Origin of the sequence: Streptomyces sp. ISL-10 (assembly GCF_018614575.1) — a bacterium.
Taxonomy (GTDB): Bacteria; Actinomycetota; Actinomycetes; order Streptomycetales; family Streptomycetaceae; genus Streptomyces.
The window spans coordinates 796173-815815 of the sequence record NZ_JAGGOJ010000003.1 but is presented as its reverse complement, the minus strand read 5'-3'; the positions used below and the strand labels follow the sequence as shown (position 1 = coordinate 815815).

Below are 19643 nucleotides of genomic sequence, written 5' to 3'. Positions count from 1 at the left end.
TCACGATCTACAGCTGGAGTATTAAGCGGTCTAAGCGACCCTGCCGCCGACGGACGCTATCCACGGGGGCATCCGTGGTGTTGATTCCTCGTCAGAAGACCCCACGCATGGGTGAGGAGCCCGTCAAGTGCCTGCACGCCCGCCCGATTTCCTGGAGGATGCGCCCGACGCGCGCACGGTCGTGGAGCGTGAGCTGGAGTTCGTCCTCGTACTCGCCGCCCAGTCGGCCGCGCGCACCCCGGTGGCCGTGCCGACCCGGCTGACGTACCGCGTCAGCGACCCGTACGCCGTGCACTTCGCCTTCCACATCGACACGCCCGACCCGATCGGCTGGAGGTTCGGGCGGGACCTGCTCATCGACGGGGTGTACCGGCCGAGCGGCGACGGCGACGTACGGATCTGGCCCGTCGGCGTCCACGGGGAGGACGGCACGGTCTGCATCTCGCTGTCGACGCCCGACGGGAACGCCGTGCTGCGCGCACCCGCCGTGGCACTGACCGCGTGGCTGGAGCGGACGATGCGGCTGGTGCCGCCGGGCCGGGAGCGGCTGGTCGTCCCGGCGACCCCCTGAGGCTCTCCGGCCGCGGTTCGCCGCCTTTCATGGTGACTGCCTCCCCGGGCGGACATTTCGCCCACTTGTCGTAGGAGGGCTTCCCCCGGCCGCCCGCGCGGGCATCATTCAGTCCCTGCTCCCTCTCTTCGCCTCTCTTCGTCCGCCTCGTCCTGACGTCCGACTAGCTGCGGACGTCCGGTGAACGGCAGCATGGAAGACAGGTGACGCCTGTCCGCGCACGGAGGCGGTACAAACTTTGACAAGGCAAGACTTTGCGTTCTGCGGTGCCGAGCTGGCGGCTGTCTACGTGCTCGCCGAGGAGCGCCGCGGTCTGCGCCTGGCCGAGGTGGCCGGGGACCGCGGCGGGACGCACGGGCTGCCGGCACAGGTACCGCTGACCAGCCGCTCCCCCGCCGCGCTGGCCTACCGCGCGGGCCGGCCGCTGTGGCTGGGACCGTCGGACGTCGCCGCGTACGGAACGGGCGCGGACGCGCCCTTCCTGCACCCCGGGCCCGGCTCCCCCCACGGTTCCCTGTCCCTGGGGGCGCTGCCGCTGGGCCGCGGCGCGCGGGAACTGGGCTGTCTCCTGGTCGCGGGGGAGGTCGGCGACGGTTTCAACACCGACCGCCGCACACTGCTGGAGCTGTACGCCGATCAGGTCGCGGCCGGGCTCGAAGCGGCCGCGGCCCGCTCCGCCGGCCGGGCGGAGACGCGGTCGCGCGGCCCGTCCCTGGTGCCGCCGCAGGGCGGCGCGTTCACGCTGACGCTGAGCACCGGCGCGATGGACGCCGACCCGCAGATGCTGACACTGCTCGGCATGCCGCCCGAGCGGTTCGACGGCCGGGCGGAGACCCTGCTCGCCTGCGCGGTGCCGGACGACGTCCCGGCACTCATGGAGATCGTGGAGCCCGGCCGACTGGCGGCGGCAGGAGGCCAGTTGGCGTTCCGCGTCCGGCGTCCAGGCGGTGAGCTGCGCTGGCTCGGGCTGCGGTGCCGGCTGCGGTTCGGCGCCGACGGGACACCGGAGCGCATACTCGGCGTCGTCGCCGACGCCGCCTACTTGCGTCCCACCGCCGACGAGGTCGCGGTCGTGCAGGAGCTGTCCGCGAAGCTGGCCGGGGCCACGACCGTGCGGGAGGTCAGCCGACTGGTCGTCTCCACCCTGCGCGGCCGGCTGGACGCCGACCGGATCGCGGTGGCGGAGCTGGAGGCCGACCGGCTCTTCGTCACCGCCCTGGACCCGCCGGACCACCAGTCCTGGCCGCAGCTGTGGCAGTCCGAGTGGCGTTCGGAATGGCCGGACGCGGCGTGCCACGCCCTGCCCACGCTGCAGAGTTCGCTGCGCGAGGGCCACCTGAGCCTGTGGCCCTCGGGTGCCGGTCTCGAAGCGGGCCTGGCCGGGATCGGGCCGGGCGGCCTTGCCGTGCTGCCGCTGCCCGCCGACGGCCGCATGGTCGGCGTGTGCCTGGTGGGCTGGGAGGAGTCGCACGGGTTCGGCCCGGAGGAGCGCTCGCTGCTGACCGCGGTGGCAGGCCTGGTGGGGCAGGCCCTGACCCGCGCCCACGCGCTGGACGCAGGCCACGAGCTGGCGACGATGCTCCAGCGCAGCCTGCTGCCCCGTAAGCTCCCGACGCTGCCCGGCGGGGTCGCCGTCGCCCGCTATCTGCCGGCGACGGCGGGCCTGGAGGTGGGCGGCGACTGGTACGACGTGATCCCGCTGGGCGACGACCATGTGGCGTTCGTCATCGGCGACGTCCAGGGCCACAGCGCCGCCGCCGCGACGATCATGGGCCAGATGCGCACGGCGGTGCGCGCGTACGCGGTGGAGGGCCATCCGCCGGACGTGGTGGTCGCGCGCGCCAACCGGCTGCTGATGGGCATGGAGACGGACCTGTTCGCCACCTGCCTCTACTGCGAGCTGGACATGGAGGAGGGCAACGCGAGGTTCGTACGGGCCGGGCACCTGCCGCCCGTACTGCGCCACCCCGACGGGACGACGCAGGAACTGGAGGTCGAGGGCGGGCCGCCGCTGGGCGTGCTGGCGGACGCCGAGTTCCCCATGACGGAGGCCGGCCTGGCCCCAGGAACGCTGCTCACGATGCTCACGGACGGGCTCGTCGAGTCCGCGCACCTCGCGCTCGACGACGGCATGGGCCGCGTCCGCGAGGTCCTCTCGGCGGCCGACCCCGCCGACACGGGCCGGGTCGCCGACGCACTGCTGGGCAGTGCCGACGGCCGCGACGACGACGTGGCCGTACTGCTGCTGCGCTACGACGGCAGCCGGGCCCGCCCCGAACGGACCCACTGGACGGTGTGGCGGCTGCCGGACGCCGTGATGCACGCACGCCGCTTCACGGGGCGGACGCTGCGTGCGTGGGGTGTGCCGGACCTGGCCGACGTGGCCCTGCTGGTGGTGTCCGAGCTCGTGACGAACGCCATCGCGCACACCAGGGGCGAGGTACGGCTCAATCTGACCCTGTCGGCGGAACGGCTGAGGATCGCGGTGAACGACGCGTCACCGCGCAGCCCGGTCAAGCCGGCCAACCTGGACTGGGAGGCGACCGGCGGCCGGGGCCTGCTGATCGTCGAGGCGATGACCGCCGCCTGGGGCTCGGTGCCGCTCAGCGGCGGCAAGCAGGTCTGGGCGGACATCCCGGTGACACCCACCGACGTCTGAGCCGCGGCCGGCGCACGGAAAAGGCCGCTCTCCCACCCCCGGACAGGGCCTGCGCCCGGGCACTTCCGACCTTGTCGGCCGACAGGCCCTGAGCGGGTCGGATACTTGGCGTCGCAGCAGTCGGGCGTCGGGCGTCGGGGCTAGCCTCCACCACCCGCCACCGGGACGAATACAACCCGGAACATCCTGGGCCACCACTTGCCCGTCAGCAGGAACTGATCGGTCCCCGGAACCGCCGCAATGCCGTTCAGGACGTCCGCATGCCGTCTCTCGGCTTCGCTCATCAGGGACGGAACGGCGATGTCCCCGGTCACCTCGCCGGAGTGGGAGTCGATGCGTACGATCCGATCGGTGGGCCAGACGTTCGCGTACACGAGGTCGCCTACGCATTCCAGCTCGTTCAGCCGTCCCACCGGCTGCCCCTGGGCGGTGACGGCGACCTCGCCCCGTTTCTTTAGAGTTCGGGGGTCCCGGAAGACGAGCCGGGAGGTGCCGTCGGTCGTCACGAGCCGGCCGCGGTGCCGCTGGTGGCATACCCCCCAGCCTTCCTCCTCGTACGGCACCCGGCGCAGTTCGGCCAGCGTTCTGGCGTCCCGCTCGATGGCGATGCCGTTCTGCCAGGTGAGCTGCCAGAGCGTCGGTCCCATGACGGTGATTCCCTCGCCGAACAGCGGCGGGGGAAGCTTGGCGCGCCGCGCCGGCGGGGTGCCGGGCCGACCTGCCCTGATCGTCGAGCGGCCGGGCACGCCCGTGCTCTCGTAAAGCATGCCGTGAGCCATCTCCAGGCCCTGGGTGAAGGCCGTCGGGTCATGAGGCAGGGTCTCGACGACCCGGACCGTCAACCGCTCGACCCGTGCCGCTGTCTGCCCGGGCATGCTCCGTTCGTGATCCACGGCTCCGTCGCCCGTGTCGCACGAGCCGACGAGCATCCCGCCGACCAGAGCGACGACCGCCACGGGGACCACGCATGCAAGCCGCATGGCTGCACACTGGCACACGGGCCCGGCCGGATCGGGTGTGCCCGCCGGACCGGCTCGCGACGGTCGTCCCCATGGCGCAACCGCCCGGGCCACCGCGGCGCGCAGCGCCCTGCCGAGCCGGCATCCAGGAGCAGGCGGAACCCCCGGGCCCCGGCCCCCGGAACGGCCAGGTCCGGCGATGCCCCGTTGGCATCGCCGGACCTGGCAGGACGGCCCGTGCCTGGGATGCCCCAGGCCGTCCGGTTCTACGACCTCGTCTTGGCCGACACCGGCTCCGTATGACCGTTGACGGAACGACCGTTGATGGAGCGACCTTTGGCAAAACGGCCGTTGGCGGACGACCCACGGCGAGGAACCACGGACGACAGACGCGCCGACACGAGCGCCGAGAGGCGGCCTGACGGCTCCGGCTTCGGCTGGTACCGGTATGCATAGCCGTGCGCCTCACCGTCGCCCCGTGCCGGAGCCGCGTTCAGGACAGCGCCCAGTACAGGCACGTTGACGCGTTCGAGGACGCCCAGGGCATCGAGGATCTGACTCTTGCTCGTCCGTCCGGCACGTGCGACGAGCAGGTATCCGTCGACGGCGTGTGCCATCGCCGGGGTGTCGGCGAACGGAAGCACCGGAGCGGTGTCCACGACGACGTGGTCGAACTCCTCGGCGAGCTCCTCCAGCACGGACGCGAATTGGGCACTGCCGAGGATCTGGGTCGGGTTGGGGGGAATCATCCCACTGGTGAGCACCGAGAAGGACCCTGCTGTCTGCAGCACCTCACGCACCCCGGCCTTGCCGACCAGAGCAGTGGTCAGCCCGGCGTCTCTGACGAGGCCGAGGGCCGAGTGGACGGAAGGGCGGCGCAGGTCGCAGTCGATCAGGCACACCCTGGCGCCTTCCTCGGCCAGTGTGGCGGCCAGGTTGACCGACACGCTGCTCTTGCCCTCACGCGGCAGCGGGCTCGTGACGGCAATGACCTTCGGCTGTTTGCCCACTTCGGCGAACTGAAGATTGACCCGCAACTTCCGGAAGCCCTCCGCACGCGTGCTGTGCGTATCGTCGCGCAGGGAGACCGGGCGCCGTGCGGCTCGCGAGTCGTGCACGATGCTGGACAGCAGAGGGGGCCCGGCAGCGGCCGCCAGGCACTCGGCCAGGGCCTTGGAGTCCCGCATCGACGTGTCCACCGTCTCCAGCGCGACCCCGATCCCCAGCCCGAGGACCAGGCCCACGGCCAGGCCGAGTGCGACGTTGAGCGTAATCTTCGGTGACGAGGGGGCGGACGGCACGGCCGCGGGCTCGATGACGGTGAGCCGCACCGGGGACTCGGCCGTGTCCCCGCGGGGACTCTCCAGTTCCCTGATCACCTGGGCGAAGCGGGTGGCGACGGCATTGCTGATCCGGGCGGCTCGCGCCGCACGGGTATCGGTGACGGTCAGACGGACCAGCACCGTGTTCACCGGAGCCTCGGCCGAGATGCGAGAGCCCAGTTCACTCGGTGTCAGCTTCAGCTTGAGGGATTTCACGACCGGAGTGGTCACCTCGGGGCTGGCCACGATATCGGCATAGGACTGAACTCTTGCCTGGGTGAACGAGTTCCCCTGGTTGAGCTGGGACGTGTCGTCGCCACCTTGGAGGGAGGCGAAAAGTGTGGTCGTCGCCCGGTACTCGGGAGTGGCGAAAACACTTGCGAAGACACCTGTCGCCGTCCCCAGCAAAGCCACCAGGGCGATGACACGCCATCGGCGGGAAAGGACTCGTAGGTATTGGTGAAAATCCAAGGTCTTCCCCGATCAGAGCGAGTAATTGGTCAGTCACCTTAGGGTCCGCACCGAGAATTTCTGGCACACGGCATGCGTGTTCGGCCACCCAATACCCTCAGTAACCTCAGCGGAGTGAATCGGCGCCTCCTCAGAGGCGCTCGGCGGCGCCTGAACGGCAACGGTTGCACGCGTCGAACACGTAATCGGCGACACGCTCCACCATCGCGTAGTCGAAGGCATCGTGATCGGTGGCGACTACCACTGCGTCGGCCGACGCGACCTGGTCCTCGGTGAGTTCGACACACAGGATGTCCTGGGGGAGCTGCGACGGTTCGACATACGGTTCCACCGCGAGGACGTGAGCGCCGAGTTTCTGGAGGCCCTGGGCGACGGCAACGGAAGGGGATTCCCGGACGTCACCGGTGTTCCTCTTGTAAGCGAGCCCGAGGACCAGAATCTGGCTGCCGTTGACGGGCTTGCGCCGTGTGTTGAGTCCTCTGGCCACCCGGAGAACCACATGGTCGGGCATATGACTGTTGATGTCGTTGGCGAGTGACACAAAGCGGAAGTCGTGCTGCAGAGCCTGTTTGACCTGCCATGAGAGATACGAAGGATCGATCGGCAGGCAGTGACCGCCGACGCCGGGCCCGGGCAGAAAGCGCATGAATCCGAATGGCTTGGTCGACGCCGCGTCGATCACTTCCCAGATGTCGATGCCGAGCGGCCTGCAGAACATGGCAAGCTCGTTCACAAGGGCGATGTTGACATGCCGGAACGTGTTCTCCAGAAGCTTTGTCAGCTCCGCCGTGCGCGGTGAACTCACCGGGACGGTACGGTCCACCACGTCGTTGTAGAAGTCCTGGACATGCCGCAGTGAGACGTCGTCGACCCCGGAGACCACCTTCGGTGTGTTCTCCAGCCGCCAGGTCGGGTTTCCCGGGTCGATCCGTTCCGGACTGTATCCCAGGAAGAAGTCCTCGCCGGCTTGAAGACCGCTGTGAGCCTCCAGGAGCGGGCGCACGACGTGTTCGGTCGTGCACGGGTACGTGGTGGACTCGAGGATCACCGTGGCGTTGGCCCGGAGGTGCGGGGCGACTGCCTGCGCAGCGCTTTCCACGAAACTCAGGTCGGGCGCGCCGTCCTTCAGCGGTGTGGGCACCGTGATGACGCACACGTCGAAGCCCGCGGCATCCGCGTAGTCGGTACTGAGGCAGTAGCGGCCCGAATTGAGGGCGGCCAGGAGGCGGGCGGACGTGACGTCCTCGGCGAACGATTCGCCGGCTGCCAGGCGCTTGACGCGCATCTCGTCCACGTCGAGACCCACGACGTTGTGCCCGGCCTCGACCACGCGAATGGCGAGTGGAAGGCCCACATACCCTTGGCCGACGACGACCACCTTTTGCTCTGACACCGACACGTCTGACTCTCCTCTCGCCTGCCCAGCTGAATTCTTCGGTGGAATATTCGCGATGTATGCCAGGCTTCCCTCGCCACACAACTACTGAGTGACACTGCTTCAGGCAAACAGAGTCATCCTGTACTTCGAGCGTCGGGCATGTGGACTAACCGGTCTGTAAATTCACTCTGTTTGTGCCGTCCCGGGCTATCGTTGCCCTGCGTCGCCGGTGCACATGACCCTGGCAATGCCCCACCCACAGACATGGAGTGACGGCGTGACGGACCATCCGAAGTACCTGGTTACCGGCGGAGCCGGATTCATCGGCTCCCATCTCGTCGACGCGCTGCTCGCCCGTGGTGAGCCAGTCGTCGCACTCGACGATCTCAGTACCGGACGCCTGCAGAACCTTGCCGGCGCACGCAATCACGGACACTTCCAGTTCGTCCACGGCTCCGTGCTGGATGCGCCGCTGGTCGACAAGCTGGTAGGTGAATGCGACCGGGTCGTCCACCTGGCGGCAGCAGTTGGGGTGAAGCTTATTGTCGAGCAGCCACTGAGATCCTTCACCATTAACACCAAGGGAACAGAAACGGTCATCGGAGCGGCTTACCGCCATGGCCGGCCGGTGATTCTGGCCAGCACATCCGAGATCTACGGCAAGAACTCCTCGGGGCCGCTGACCGAGATGTCCGACCGCATTCTGGGAAGTCCATCCGTGCCGCGATGGTCCTACAGCACGGCCAAAGCGGTGGACGAGATCCTCGCCGAGCTGTACCGCCGGGAGTACGGACTGCGTGCCACTATCGTGCGCTTCTTCAACACGGTCGGCCCCCGGCAGAGCCCGGCCTACGGCATGGTGATTCCGAGATTCGCCCGACAGGCGGTACGGGGGGAGCCGCTCAGCGTCTACGGCACCGGTCGGCAGAGCCGCTGTTTTCTCCATGTCACCGACGTGGTCGCGGCACTCGTCTCGCTGATCGACCGTCCGGAGGCCGAGGGAGAGACCTTCAACATCGGAAGCGACGAGGAGATCAGCATTCTCGATCTCGCCGAACGCCTCATCACGTATGCGAAGAGCGCGTCGGCCGTAGAGCGAGTCTCCTACAACGAGGCCTACGGACCGGGATTCGAGGACATGGACCGCCGGGTCCCGGACACGACCAAACTGAGGGCCCTCACCGGCTGGCAACCACGGCGGAACCTCGACGACATCCTCGCGGACGCCGTGGCGGACGCCCGCGGCGAAATGCGGCAGCACGAGCACGTGGCCGCTTCCGGTCGCACGGACGAAGGACACACCGGCGACACCGACGGCCGGGCGGTGGGGCTGAGTCCATGTCCGGTCTGAGTCCATGGATGGTGACGGCGCTCGCGGGGCTGGTGGCTCTGGCGGTAGCCGCTCTGCTGACCGAGCCCCTGCGTCTCCTCGCCGTGCGGCGGGGATACACCGACCAGCCCGCGGCACGTAAGGTGCATGTCTCCCCCACGCCCTATCTGGGCGGTATGGCCGTCGCAGTGGCGACGGCGGGCTCCGCGAGTCTGGTGATGTTCGCTACGGGCGGGAGTGACTCCACCCTTGGCGTCGTACTCGGATGTGCCGCTGTGATCGCCGTGCTCGGTCTCGTCGACGACCTGCGTCCGCTCAGTATCCGGGTGCGGCTCTCCGTCGAGGCGGCCGCGGCGCTTGTGGTCGTCACGTGGTGCGGCCATCCCGTGCTCTTCGGCACGTGGCTCGACGCGGTCCTCGCCGTGATGTGGATCCTTTTCACCACCAATGCGTTCAATCTGCTGGACAACATGGACGGCGTGGTGTCCACGGTGGCCGCGATCATCGCGGCATTCCTCTGCTGCGCCGCGCTGTCCGCCGGTCTGATCGGCACCGCCGCGGTCACCGCCGCCCTGGCCGGGGCCTGTGCCGGATTCCTCTTCCACAACTGGCACCCTGCGCGCATCTTTCTCGGTGACGCGGGCGCGCTCTTCGTGGGTTTCCTGGTGTCGTCCGCAAGCATGACCCTGCACAAGGACAGCACCGCGCTCTCCGGGTACGGCAGTCTGCTGCTCATCACGCTGGTGGTCACCGCGGACACCGGCCTGGTCATGGTGGCGCGGCGCAGAGAAGGGCGGCCTGTGCTGCAGGGCGGCAAGGACCACATCGCACACCGGCTCCAGCAGCTCGGGCTGACGGTTCGACAGGTGGCCGTCGCCATCGGAGGCTTCGCGGCGATGACGAGCCTGACGGCCGTCCTGATCATGCTCAAGACGGTCCCGCAGCCGGTCGTGCTGATCAGTGTTGTCGCGGTGACCGCCGTCGTCTGGCTCCGGCTTCTGCGAGTCCCCGTCTACAGCGCGATTCCGACGAACAGCGCTGAGGGCAGCCACAGCAAGGTGGCGTGACGGCCTCAGTGGCGGCCCGGGGCCACCACCCACGTCGGCGACGACGAGGAGGTGGCCCGCAGGCCCCAGTCAGACGGACCGTGTCGCCGGGTCGGCCCGCGGCCGCAGTTACCCCCACGTGGCGTAGCGCATCGTGAACCTGCCCCTCCCGCCGCGTCGGTGGCGGCGCCGATGCCCGCAGCACCTCTTCCAGCTCGGTCGGCGGGAGCCGGGGGTTGCCCGCCGGTCGTGGGCAGTGGTCCAGCTACGCGTTCCGGGTGCAGGACCGTTCCCCGTCCAATCGCCACTGCTCCGGCTCGCCGAACACGCCTGCTCCCGTATCCCGTCGGCCGCCCTGGTGGCACCGAGTAGCCGTGCACAGCCGGCGTCGTCCATTGGCGGGCAGCGAGCGGGGCGGGCGTCACCCGGCGACCGACCTCGGCGAAGGACCGCGCCGGTCCGGGCAAGGGTCGGCCCACGTTCCAGAACACAGCTGGCCTGCCACCGGGCCGTAGCGCCCACGTCGCCTTGGCCGCTCCCGCCGCCGGGTTCACCCGGTGCCAGGCTTTGCCGGAGACGACCGCATCGAACTCCGGCCGGCCGGGCCCCAGGCTTCTTCGAACGTCGCCGCCCCGGCTTCGAGTCCGTGCCGCGTGCCAGGTCGGAGGTCCGAGCGAAGGTGCACCGTGCCGACGGGGTAGCGTCCGCGACGTGCGCGAGCGGCTGTCCGACGCCGCCGAGCGTGTCCTGCTCCGGGACGGGCCGAGCGCGCTGACCGGCCGGTCGGTCACCACGGAGGCAGGCTGCGCCAAGGGCGTCCTGCACCGGCACTTCGCCGGCTTCGACGCCTTCTTCGGCGAGCTCGTGCGGAGCGCATCGCCGGATCGACAACCAGGCCGCCGCCCTGCGCGAGTCCGCCAGGGTCGGCAGCGTCGCCGGCGCCCTGGCGGACCTGTTCGGGTCGGTGGCCGTGGCGATCGTCGGTCTCGTCACGTCCCGGGAGGACGTGCGCGCCCCGCTTCGTCGGACCATGCCGACCGGCGTCCCGTACCGACGCAAGCGACGGCAGCGATCGCCTCCTACCTCACCACCGAGCACGAACCGGGCCGCACCGCGGCGGTAACGAAGTCGGCACCCTCGCTCCCAACGCTGGTCGGGATCGGACACCTGCTTTCCGCCGGCCGGAAAGGCTCCCCGCCGGAGCTGGAGCCGTCGGCGAGGTCGTGACCGCGGTCATCGCCTGAGTCGTACAAGAACCGCGGCGAGGAAAAAGCAGATCCTCCGCGCCGCCCGTCAGCCCACGTCCACCGGAACGGGCTCGGCGGGCTGCCGCACCGCATAGTCGGGGAGCGTGCGGAACCAGCTCACCGTCTTCGCGAGTCCCTGCTCCAGAGGCACCTGGACGATGTCGGGGAAGAGTTCGCGCAGCAGGTCGTCCGCCGCCTGGGAATCACGGACGTCCCCCGCCCTCGGCTGCTCATGCCGGATGTCGGCCGGCAGTCCGGTGATGTCCATGAGGTCCCGGGCGAGGTCGAGAACGGTGACCCGGGTGCCGAAGGCGAGGTTCACCGGACGGTCGCAGGAGACCTTGCGCATCACCGCGTCGGCCAGCACGCGGACCACGGTTCCGACATAGGTGAAGTCCCGGCTCTGCAGTCCGTCGCCGAAGATCCGCACGGGTGTGCCGCGCAGCATGGCGTCGATGAAGGCCGGGACCACGGCGGCGTACGCATGGCCGGCCGGCTGCAGCGGCCCGTAGACGTTGAAGAAGCGGAACGCCAGGGTGGGCAGGCCGAACGAGGTGCCGTAGGCGAGGACGTACGCCTCCGTGGCGAGCTTGCTCGCGGCGTAGGGGCTCAGTGGCCGGGTCGCCAGATCCTCGTGCTTCGGCAGGACCTCGGTGGCTCCGTAGACCGAGGAGGACGAGGCGGCGACCACGGGGACGCCCGCGCGCCGGCATGCCTCGAGGACGGTGACCGTGCCAGTCGCGTTGACGTGATGGCTGGCGACCGGGTCGGCCAGCGAGCGAGGTACGGACGGGCGTGCCGCGAGATGCACGACGGCGTCCATTCCGGGCACGTAATTGTCGAGGAGTCCGGGGTCGAGGATGCTGCCCTCGACCAGTTCCACGTCGGTTCCCGCGAGGTTGGCCGCGGAGCCCGTGCTCAGGTCGTCCACTGCGATGACCTTGCCCACGTTCGGACGCTCCACGAGCTCTCGGCACAGGTTGGCGCCGATGAACCCGGCACCTCCGGTAACAAGGACGTTCACTGTGCTCACCTTTCGGACGAGGGTGCGGTCCACCAGCCGCGGGCGACGGCGATGGAGGTGTAGAGGGCCTGTGTGTCGGCCACCAGGCGCTCCTCGCCGAAGCGCCGGGTGGCGAACGCACGCGCCCGTGCCCCCATCTCCCGGCGCAGCTGCGCGTCGCGCAGAAGAGTCACCGTGTGGCGTGCGATATCGGCGGTCCGTGGTGCGGCCAGGAGTCCTGTCGTTCCGTCCTGCACGACCTCCGCGACACTTCCGACGTCGGTGGCCACGGTCGGCAGTCCGGCGAGGCCGGCTTCGATCAGACTCACCGGCATGCCTTCGTTGTCCGACGTCAGCAGCACCATGTCGGCCGCGGCGTACACGGTCTCGACGTCCGCGCGCCAGCCCAGCTGATGCAGCGAGTCGCCGAGTTCGGCGACCGCTTCGGGATCCGGGAGGAGGTCGCCTGCTCCGCACACCACGAAGTGCGCTTCCGGTACGGCGCGGTGGACCTCGCGGGCAACGGCGAGGAGGCGGTCGGGACGCTTGATCGCAGTGATGCGCCCGACGTACGCGACCACCGGGCACCCCTGCGGGAGTCCCAGCATGCTCCTGGCCTTCGCGGGGTCGGGCGCGGGGGCGAGACTGGTGCCGGGCGGAACCACCGTGTACTGAGCGGCCTTTCCGATACCCGCGGCGACGAGATCGTCGCGTACCCGCCCACCCACGGCGACCAAACGGTCCGTGAGGGCCGCGAGCCCTCGTTCGGCGGCCACCACGACCTTGGTCTTCGCCGGGGGGAAATAGCCGTGCAGGAGATGGCCGTGAAAGGTGTGCACTCTTGCGGGCACCCGGGCCAGCACGGCGGCGGTCCGGCCGAGCGCGCCGGCTTTCGCCGTATGCGTATGAACGATGTGGGGCCGGAACCGACGCATGGCCGCCACGAGTTCGGCGAGGCAGCGTGCGTCGTCCGTGGGCCGCACAGCACGTCCCAGGCCGTTGATCCGGTGCACCGGGAGGCCGGGCGCACGCTGATCCAGATGGTCGGCCTCTCCAGGACCCACGAAACCGGTGACCAAGCGGTGCTCGAATCGCTCGGGATCCATGCCACGCATGAGTGCCGAGACCTGGACGGCCGGACCACCGATGTTCATTCGCGCGATCACCCTCATCACGCGCAGGCGAGGAATTCCGGAACCGCTGGTTCGCTGCGGGGCGGTCGACATGTGACCGATATTAGGCGGAGCGCAGTCAACTGTCCGTCAAGGGCACGGGAAGCCCGCGTGGCGCGCCTGGTTCGCGCCGGATATGAGCGGCACAGATCCAACCGAGCGTTTCTCGTTCAGGTGACGGGCGGCAAAGCGCTGCCATTTTCGTCGGACGCAGGAGCCCGCCGACTACCGTGCAGGAAGTACTCATACTGATCTGGAACCACCCGGCCGGCCGGGGCCACCGCATGGGGCCTACGCGCGCATGGCGCTTTCGGAGACGCATAAACGCCTGGTTGGCAGGCCCTTCGACCTGGAGATCTACGACAGCATGCGGTTCCTGGCCCATCCTGACAGCACTCAGGTGGGCCACCTACTCTATTTCGGCGACCTGCCGGACTTCGAGGCCATGACCTTCATGAAGCGCTGTTTACGTCCCGTTGACCGATTCATCGGCGGAGGTGCCGGCGAGGAAATCTTCACCCGCTTCCAGCCGCTGCCGGAGCGCTCTGACATTCCCCCCGGATCAAGGTCGTCACCGAGAACAGCCTCCTCTTCCCCGAGCCCGGCAGGCCCTCCATATCAAGCACCGACGCACCGACCGCACGACCGGCGATAACGTCTACACACTCACCAGCGTGACCGCCGGGCAGACCACGAGCACACGAAACGGTGCGCCCGTCGGTCGCCCGTGGGTCACCGCGTCACCCACGGCGGCGGAGGACAGCCAACATTGTGTGCTTGTGCTCGCCCCGGGCCGTGAAACGCCCCTTGACGACATGCCGGTCGTGACGGCATTGCGGCACGAGCAGCTCAGTGCTCCTGGTACGCCCGCCATCGCAGGGAGGGCAAGGAATCGCGGTGATTCGGTCACCGGGCCGTGCTTCCGTGAGCGTGCTTACGTACGGTGGTCACGCGGTCGATGTGCAGCGCCCTGTCGGAAGCCGTAGACCAAGACCACGGTCAGAGCCAGGCCCATGGCACCCACAGCCAGCCATTTGCTCCACGGCGTGGGTGTGAGGTGCGGACTGTGCACAACGGCCACGGCCGCGATGAGGCCTAGCCACACATGGACCCGCATCATGGCCCGGGCCGGGGAGAGGGGGAGGTATAGCACCACCAGGAGCAGCAGCATGCATTCGAGAAGGGAGCGCTGCCGATAAAAGGAGCTACCGAAGGTAGCGATATACATGGCGGCGTAGGCGGACGCACCCACCACGGCGGCGCGGCCCACGCCGGTGGTGTCCGCCCACGCCTTGCGCAAGGCGGTGGGCGCAAGAGCAAGGGACGCGATCCAGATGACGGTGCCCAGATAAAGCCAGCGTTCCGGGCTGGCCGTTCCCGGGCCGTACATCCAAGGGAACGGCCCCAACAGCAGGGTCACCAGGTACTGAGGGTTGCTCAGCAGATTCTGGGAGCCGTATCCGCCGGTGAAGTCCAGAGGGGTCCCTTCCTTGATCTCCAGAACGTCCAGGAGCCCGATGAGGGGAAGCAGCCGGGGGAGAATGAAGACTGCGGTGGCCCCTGCGATGATCAACGAACCCAACAGGTACTCGCGTCGGAACCTGGCCCGGGCGAGCAGGGCGGCCGCGAGGAGAAGCGCCGTGGCGGGTCTGATGTACAGACATGTGCAGATGCTCAGCACCGTGGCGACGCAGGCCAGCGAGAAGCGCGCCCGAACCTGAAAGAGCAGAGACCACAGGACGAGGCTGGTGAGCAGCCCGTCCTTCAGGCCCCAGGCGTCCCAGAGCAAGAGGGACGGACTCGTGCCCACCAGCAGCCCCGCAGCGGTGGCCCGTTTCAACCCCCGCCCTGATACGAGAGCCAACTTGTACGCCGCCACCGCGCCAGTGGCTGCCAGCAGGGCCAGCACGGTCTTAGCAGCGAGCCAGCCGCCATCGGTGACGAATCTGCACACCGCTATGATCGCCGGGTAGCCCCACATCGCCGAGCCGACCAGGGACGACAGACTGCGGGTCTCCAACGGGCTGTCGCCACGCCAGGCCATGACGATCCGGTCGCTCGCCAATTCGTATCCCCAGGCATCGGGAAACAGGGCGTGGCCGTAGGTCTGCGAATGAACTAGCAGCACCACACACACATGGAGAAGCGCCGCAACGGCGAATACCACGAGAGTATCCGCGGCCGAGGCAATCCGCTTCTCCGAGGTGCGGGGACGTGCACCGTCTGGTCTCCTGAGCAAAGTCAATGAGCCAGCCTCTTCCGATCTTTTCTCGGGGTGCATGCCTGTGCGCCGCTCCTGCGCGCAAACGTTTCGCGGTGACGAAGCCAGCCCCGGAGTCGAGCACCGAGTACGGCCATGGGGCCGATCTCCGCGACCATAACCCGCCTTTCATGCCCGACCATCATGCCAACAGTGGGGGGACGAAAAGGTCACCGAATCAGAGCACACCGCGAGTTCTGATGATGCGCGAGTGTTTGTCGGTGGTGGTTCGGCGATCTGATGTCACTGCGGTAGGTAGCGGTTTCCGCTGTTGACGGGGTGTCGTGGGTGACTCGGCTGCATGCCGATCTGGTGCTGACGTTTTTGCTGGTGAGCCGGGTCAGTTGGTTGCCGGTCGGTACGGCATGAGGTGCGTGTCGCTGGTCAGGACCGTGGTGGAGGTGCTGGTTCAGCCGTACGTGCTGCTTGATGCGGACGGCCCATCGTCGCCCCGGTGGCGGCGTTCTTCGCGGAGCTCCAGGCGTGCTCGAGTCCGGCGACGACGATCCGCTCCTACGGGATGGGCCTGCTGCGGTGGTTTCGACCTGTTAACTGCACCATGTCTTGATCGTGAACCAAGCGGATCGCTTGGTCTCTCCAGGAGCGTGGTGTGGTGGAAGACGTGAGACGTGCCCTGATGGAGGGAAAGCACTCGGTTCCAGAGGTTGGCACGGTGGTCACGGGGGCCTCGCCTCACCTTCCGTTCGTCGTGGTGGACGGTGACGGCAGGGAGGTTGAGCCAGTCAGCGTCTACTTGCGGGACTTGATGCTGGGGGACGTCAGTCCGCTGACGTGCCGGAGCTACGGGTATGACCTGTTGCGGTACCACCGGCTGCTGTGGATCTTGCAGACGTCGTGGGAGATTGCCACCGAGGCCGAGATCGCGCTGCTTGTCTGCTGGCTGAGAGAAGCCCGTAACCCACAGCGGCTCCGTAAGCGGAACGGCTCGCCGCCGCCGGGGTCGGTGAACGTGAAGACCGGGAAACCGTCGCTGCGGGAGGACTACGCGCCCAGAACGATCAACCATTACCTGACTGTGATCAGTGGCTTCTACGCCTTTCACGCCCGCTTCGGCGTCGGCCCGGTGACCAATCCGGTTCCGGCGTCGAGAGAGCGCAGGCAAGCGCTCGCACATCAGCTCCCCGCTGGAGCCGACTCCGCCTTTCCGCCGGGGCCGGCTGCGGCAGAAGGTGCCTGTCCAGGCTCCGCGGGCGATCCCGGATCACCTGTGGGATGAACTATTCGCCACGATGGGCTGTGACCGCGACCGTGCTCTGCTGGAGTTCTACGTCTCTTCCGGGGCCAGGGCGAGCGAGCTGCTGGCGGTGGGTCTTGGCGATGTTGACTGGCTGGGGCAGCTCATCTATGTGATCAGCAAAGGCACACGTATCCGTCAAGCCGTGCCGGCGTCCCCGAACGCCTTCCGCTATCTCGGCAGCTACCTCGCCACCGACGGATTGCCGACGCCAGACCAGCCAGTATGGCGTACCCGCCGTGGTGAGTCTCGACCTTTGACCTACTGGGCGATGCGGCGCATCCTCCAGCGGGCCAACGCCAAGCTTGGCACGAACTGGAGCCTGCACGACGCCAGGCACACAGCCGCGACTCGGATGGCCGGGGACGACCGGCTCACCCTCGCCGAGGTACAGACGATCTTGCGGCACGCGCATCTCGACACGACAGGCCGCTACCTGACCGCGCGGGTTGAAGACATGCACGACAAGCTGCAAGAGCACTACACGCGGCCCCGCCCCGCAGCGCACCTACGCCACCGGTTACAACCCCGACGACATCAAGACGGTGTTCGGTGGCTGAGCCCGGCTCCGCGCTCCGTCAGAGCAAGAAGGGAGGCAGCCGCTTCGTCAGCCTGAACGCGGCCCCGGCACCGGACCCGGCCTTTCCTCCACGACCTCAAGGTGATCTCTCTTGCGCCTCCATAGAGGAAGTAGCTGCGGCGATACGCGCGACGTGGCCGACGAACTCGGCGGATAATCGTTGGCGCCGAAGCCGCGGCGCCCGAGACCTCCTCCGGCATCTAAGAGCCTTCCCCGGCGACAGTTGGCAGCAGCGGTGGGACGCCAGCGGCTTCAACGAGCGCGGGCGCCCTGTCGCCGATCTGCAATCGACACGCAAGGAGAAGAGCCAGATCGGGGTGGGCACGGCCTGCCTGTTCTGCCTGCGGGTCATCCAGCCGTCCCTTGAAGCCTTTCGCTCGAATACGTTCTTGTACTACGGCCAGCGCTTCCTGACCGCCCAGAACGACCCGCTGCTCGACAAATTCTGGGCCGCAGTCCACGACAAACCGGTGAACCCGGTCCACCATGGCGTCGCACTGTTCGACGTCACCGTGGCCCTCACCACCCAAGGCATCGCGCTGGGAGACCTAACGCCGTCGGCATTCCTGCACTACGCGTGGGAGTGCCGCCGCAAGGGGCTGGTGCTCGGCCAACGCGGCGCCGGAGGCCGGTTCCCTGGACACCTCGCCTGGCAAGTGCTCCATGAGATGGGCCACTTCCCCTCTCACGGGCCCGCGACGCTGAAGGCTGCGTTGCTGACGGGACGGCTGACGGTGCGAGGAGATGGTCGACCGCTACGAGATCCGGCACGCCGGCGTCCGGCAGTTGCTCACCGCTTACCTGGACCGGCGCAAGCCCGAGCTGGACTACTCGACGCTGGACAGTCTCTCCCGGCACCTCGCCAGCCACTTCTGGTCCACGATTGAAGATCTCGCACCCGACCAACCAGACCTGCGGTTGGACAGCGAGCTCTACCAACGATGGCGCGATCGGGTGGCGGTGCGCTCCGACGGCAAGGGCGCGCGCGACTTCGATCCGATCTTGAGGGCAGTCCGGGCGTTCTACACCGATCTGCAAGCCTGGGCCGCCGCAGAGCCCGAGCAGTGGGCGGTCTGGTCGCTCCCTGCCCCATCTCCGACACGGACGTCCGCGGCTACGGAAGCGAGTCAAGGAGCGTATGGATGATCGCACCCGGCGACGTCAACCCCTGCTGAGCACCCTCGTGGAGCACATGGAGTACCGGTACAGCCACCTCCACGCGCTCTTGGAACAAGCCGCTGACGCTGCCGGCGGAGCGACCATCGCCCTCGACGGCCGTATCTACCAGAGGCTGTGGAGCCGGGCTGATGAACGACGCGTCAGGCTCGGAGGAAACGCGAACGTTCGTGTCCGCGACCAAATCAGCGGTAAGTCCATCAACGTCACGGCAGCCGAGGACGTCGCTTTCTGGGAGTGGGCGATCGTCGAAGTTCTCCGTCACTCGGGCGTCCGCATCGAAGAGGCACTCGAACTCACCCACCTCAGCATCCGCCAATACCAACGGCCAGGCGGGGAAGTCATTGCCCTACTCGTGGTCGCTCCATCCAAAAGTGACCGGGAACGCCTCATCCCCATGTCCGCGGAACTGTTCGGTGTCATCGCGTCCATCATCCGGCGCCACACGCGGGACGGCCGCACGATCCCACTGCTGCCACGCTACGACCCTCACGAGCGCCGCAGCAGCGCACCCATGCCGTTCCTGTTCCAACGACGGATCGGCACGAACCACGAGGTCATCTCCGACACCACCGTAGTCAACATGCTCAAACGACGTTGCGACGAGCTCGCGGAACACCAGCCCGCCTTCCACGCCGCCGACTTCACCCCGCATGACTTCCGTCGACTCCTCGCCACGGACCTGGTGAACCATGGTCTCCCAATCCACATCGGCGCTGCCCTACTCGGCCACTTGAATGTGCAAACAACTCGTGGCTACGTCGCTGTGTTCAACGAAGACGTCGTCCGCCACTATCAGGGCTTTCTCGACCGGCGCCGGCAGGCTCGCCCCACAGGTGAGTACCGTCCGGTCACTGACACCGAGTGGCTCGGGTTTGAAGAGCACTTCGACCACCGAAAGGTTGAGCTGGGCGGGTGCGCTCGGCCCTACAGCACCCCTTGCCAGCATGAACACGCTTGTTTGCGATGTCCCATGCTCAACATCAACCCCAACATGTTGCCTCGCCTCGACGAGATTGAGACCGATCTCGTGGCCCGCCGGGCCCGTGCCGAGCAGGAGGGCTGGCTCGGAGAGATCGAGGGCATCGAGCTCACCCTCGCCTTCCTCGGTCAGAAACGCGAAGAGAGCCAGCGGCTGGCTCACATTGCGCCGGTCAATCTCGGCATGCCTGGTCTCCGGGCCACCGACGAAATGCTGTGACCTGCAGCTGCAC

At 68.1% G+C, this 19643-nt stretch carries 14 protein-coding genes; 8 read left to right on the top strand and 6 right to left on the bottom strand.

What is annotated here, in order from left to right; genetic code table 11:
* Positions 1–127 precede the first annotated feature (127 nt).
* The gene (locus J7E88_RS04435; protein ID WP_308307279.1) at positions 128–571 is read left to right on the top strand and encodes an SsgA family sporulation/cell division regulator; all 444 of its coding nucleotides are present in this window, start codon (positions 128–130) and stop codon (positions 569–571) included.
* Between the two features lie 238 nt (positions 572–809).
* Positions 810–3230: a SpoIIE family protein phosphatase gene (locus J7E88_RS04430; protein ID WP_215177329.1), complete on the top strand. Its 2421-nt coding sequence runs from the start codon at positions 810–812 to the stop codon at positions 3228–3230.
* A gap of 140 nt (positions 3231–3370) precedes the next feature.
* Here the strand turns inward: J7E88_RS04430 and J7E88_RS04425 are convergent, their stop codons facing one another.
* The 3 genes from J7E88_RS04425 to J7E88_RS04415 form a co-directional block, all read right to left on the bottom strand.
* The gene (locus J7E88_RS04425; RefSeq protein ID WP_215177328.1) at positions 3371–4210 is read right to left on the bottom strand and encodes a glutaminyl-peptide cyclotransferase; all 840 of its coding nucleotides are present in this window, start codon (positions 4208–4210) and stop codon (positions 3371–3373) included.
* Between the two features lie 245 nt (positions 4211–4455).
* Positions 4456–5982 carry a polysaccharide biosynthesis tyrosine autokinase gene (locus tag J7E88_RS04420; protein WP_215177327.1) on the bottom strand — a complete coding sequence of 509 codons (1527 nt, stop codon included), beginning with the start codon at positions 5980–5982 and terminating at the stop codon, positions 4456–4458.
* Positions 5983–6112: 130 nt separating this feature from the next.
* A complete protein-coding gene (locus J7E88_RS04415) occupies positions 6113–7381 on the bottom strand; it encodes a nucleotide sugar dehydrogenase (RefSeq protein WP_215177522.1) in 1269 nt (422 codons plus the stop codon).
* A gap of 256 nt (positions 7382–7637) precedes the next feature.
* Between J7E88_RS04415 and J7E88_RS04410 the strand changes: the two genes are divergently transcribed.
* Both J7E88_RS04410 and J7E88_RS04405 read left to right on the top strand, forming a co-directional pair.
* The gene (locus J7E88_RS04410) at positions 7638–8711 is read left to right on the top strand and encodes a GDP-mannose 4,6-dehydratase (protein WP_308307278.1); all 1074 of its coding nucleotides are present in this window, start codon (positions 7638–7640) and stop codon (positions 8709–8711) included.
* Positions 8699–9757 carry an MraY family glycosyltransferase gene (locus tag J7E88_RS04405; protein ID WP_215177322.1) on the top strand — a complete coding sequence of 353 codons (1059 nt, stop codon included), beginning with the start codon at positions 8699–8701 and terminating at the stop codon, positions 9755–9757. Before J7E88_RS04410 ends, J7E88_RS04405 begins: the two co-directional genes overlap by 13 nt.
* 1272 nt (positions 9758–11029) lie before the next feature.
* Here J7E88_RS04405 and J7E88_RS04395 read toward each other — a convergent pair.
* The 3 genes from J7E88_RS04395 to J7E88_RS04385 all read right to left on the bottom strand — a co-directional run bounded on the left by J7E88_RS04395 (position 11030) and on the right by J7E88_RS04385 (position 15325).
* Positions 11030–12007, bottom strand: coding sequence for an NAD-dependent epimerase/dehydratase family protein (locus tag J7E88_RS04395; protein ID WP_215177321.1), 978 nt, complete (start codon positions 12005–12007; stop codon positions 11030–11032).
* Positions 12008–12012: 5 nt separating this feature from the next.
* Complete coding sequence (locus J7E88_RS04390; protein WP_215177320.1) at positions 12013–13140, bottom strand: glycosyltransferase; 1128 nt, start codon at positions 13138–13140, stop codon at positions 12013–12015.
* A 952-nt stretch (positions 13141–14092) separates the two neighbouring features.
* Positions 14093–15325: a hypothetical protein gene (locus J7E88_RS04385; protein WP_215177319.1), complete on the bottom strand. Its 1233-nt coding sequence runs from the start codon at positions 15323–15325 to the stop codon at positions 14093–14095.
* 703 nt (positions 15326–16028) lie between these two features.
* Here J7E88_RS04385 and J7E88_RS35560 point away from each other — a divergent pair.
* The 4 genes from J7E88_RS35560 to J7E88_RS35545 all read left to right on the top strand — a co-directional run bounded on the left by J7E88_RS35560 (position 16029) and on the right by J7E88_RS35545 (position 19630).
* A complete protein-coding gene (locus J7E88_RS35560) occupies positions 16029–16655 on the top strand; it encodes a hypothetical protein (protein WP_251022036.1) in 627 nt (208 codons plus the stop codon).
* Positions 16656–16668: 13 nt separating this feature from the next.
* Positions 16669–17289, top strand: a complete 621-nt coding sequence (locus tag J7E88_RS35555; protein WP_251022035.1) for a site-specific integrase — start codon at positions 16669–16671, stop codon at positions 17287–17289.
* 708 nt (positions 17290–17997) lie between these two features.
* A complete protein-coding gene (locus J7E88_RS35550) occupies positions 17998–18399 on the top strand; it encodes a hypothetical protein (RefSeq protein ID WP_251022034.1) in 402 nt (133 codons plus the stop codon).
* On the top strand, positions 18392–19630 hold the full coding sequence (locus tag J7E88_RS35545; protein ID WP_251022033.1) for a site-specific integrase: 1239 nt from the start codon (positions 18392–18394) through the stop codon (positions 19628–19630). Before J7E88_RS35550 ends, J7E88_RS35545 begins: the two co-directional genes overlap by 8 nt.
* Positions 19631–19643 lie beyond the last annotated feature (13 nt).

Bases quoted from the DNA above. Each gene is read 5' to 3' on its own strand.
- J7E88_RS35550 (WP_251022034.1), top strand. From the start codon at position 17,998: ATGGTCGACCGCTACGAGATCCGGCACGCCGGCGTCCGGCAGTTGCTC.
- J7E88_RS35545 (WP_251022033.1), top strand. From the start codon at position 18,392: ATGGATGATCGCACCCGGCGACGTCAACCCCTGCTGAGCACCCTCGTG.
- J7E88_RS04425 (WP_215177328.1), bottom strand. From the start codon at position 4,210: ATGCGGCTTGCATGCGTGGTCCCCGTGGCGGTCGTCGCTCTGGTCGGC.
- J7E88_RS04390 (WP_215177320.1), bottom strand. From the start codon at position 13,140: ATGAACATCGGTGGTCCGGCCGTCCAGGTCTCGGCACTCATGCGTGGC.
- J7E88_RS35555 (WP_251022035.1), top strand. From the start codon at position 16,669: ATGGGCTGTGACCGCGACCGTGCTCTGCTGGAGTTCTACGTCTCTTCC.
- J7E88_RS04405 (WP_215177322.1), top strand. From the start codon at position 8,699: ATGTCCGGTCTGAGTCCATGGATGGTGACGGCGCTCGCGGGGCTGGTG.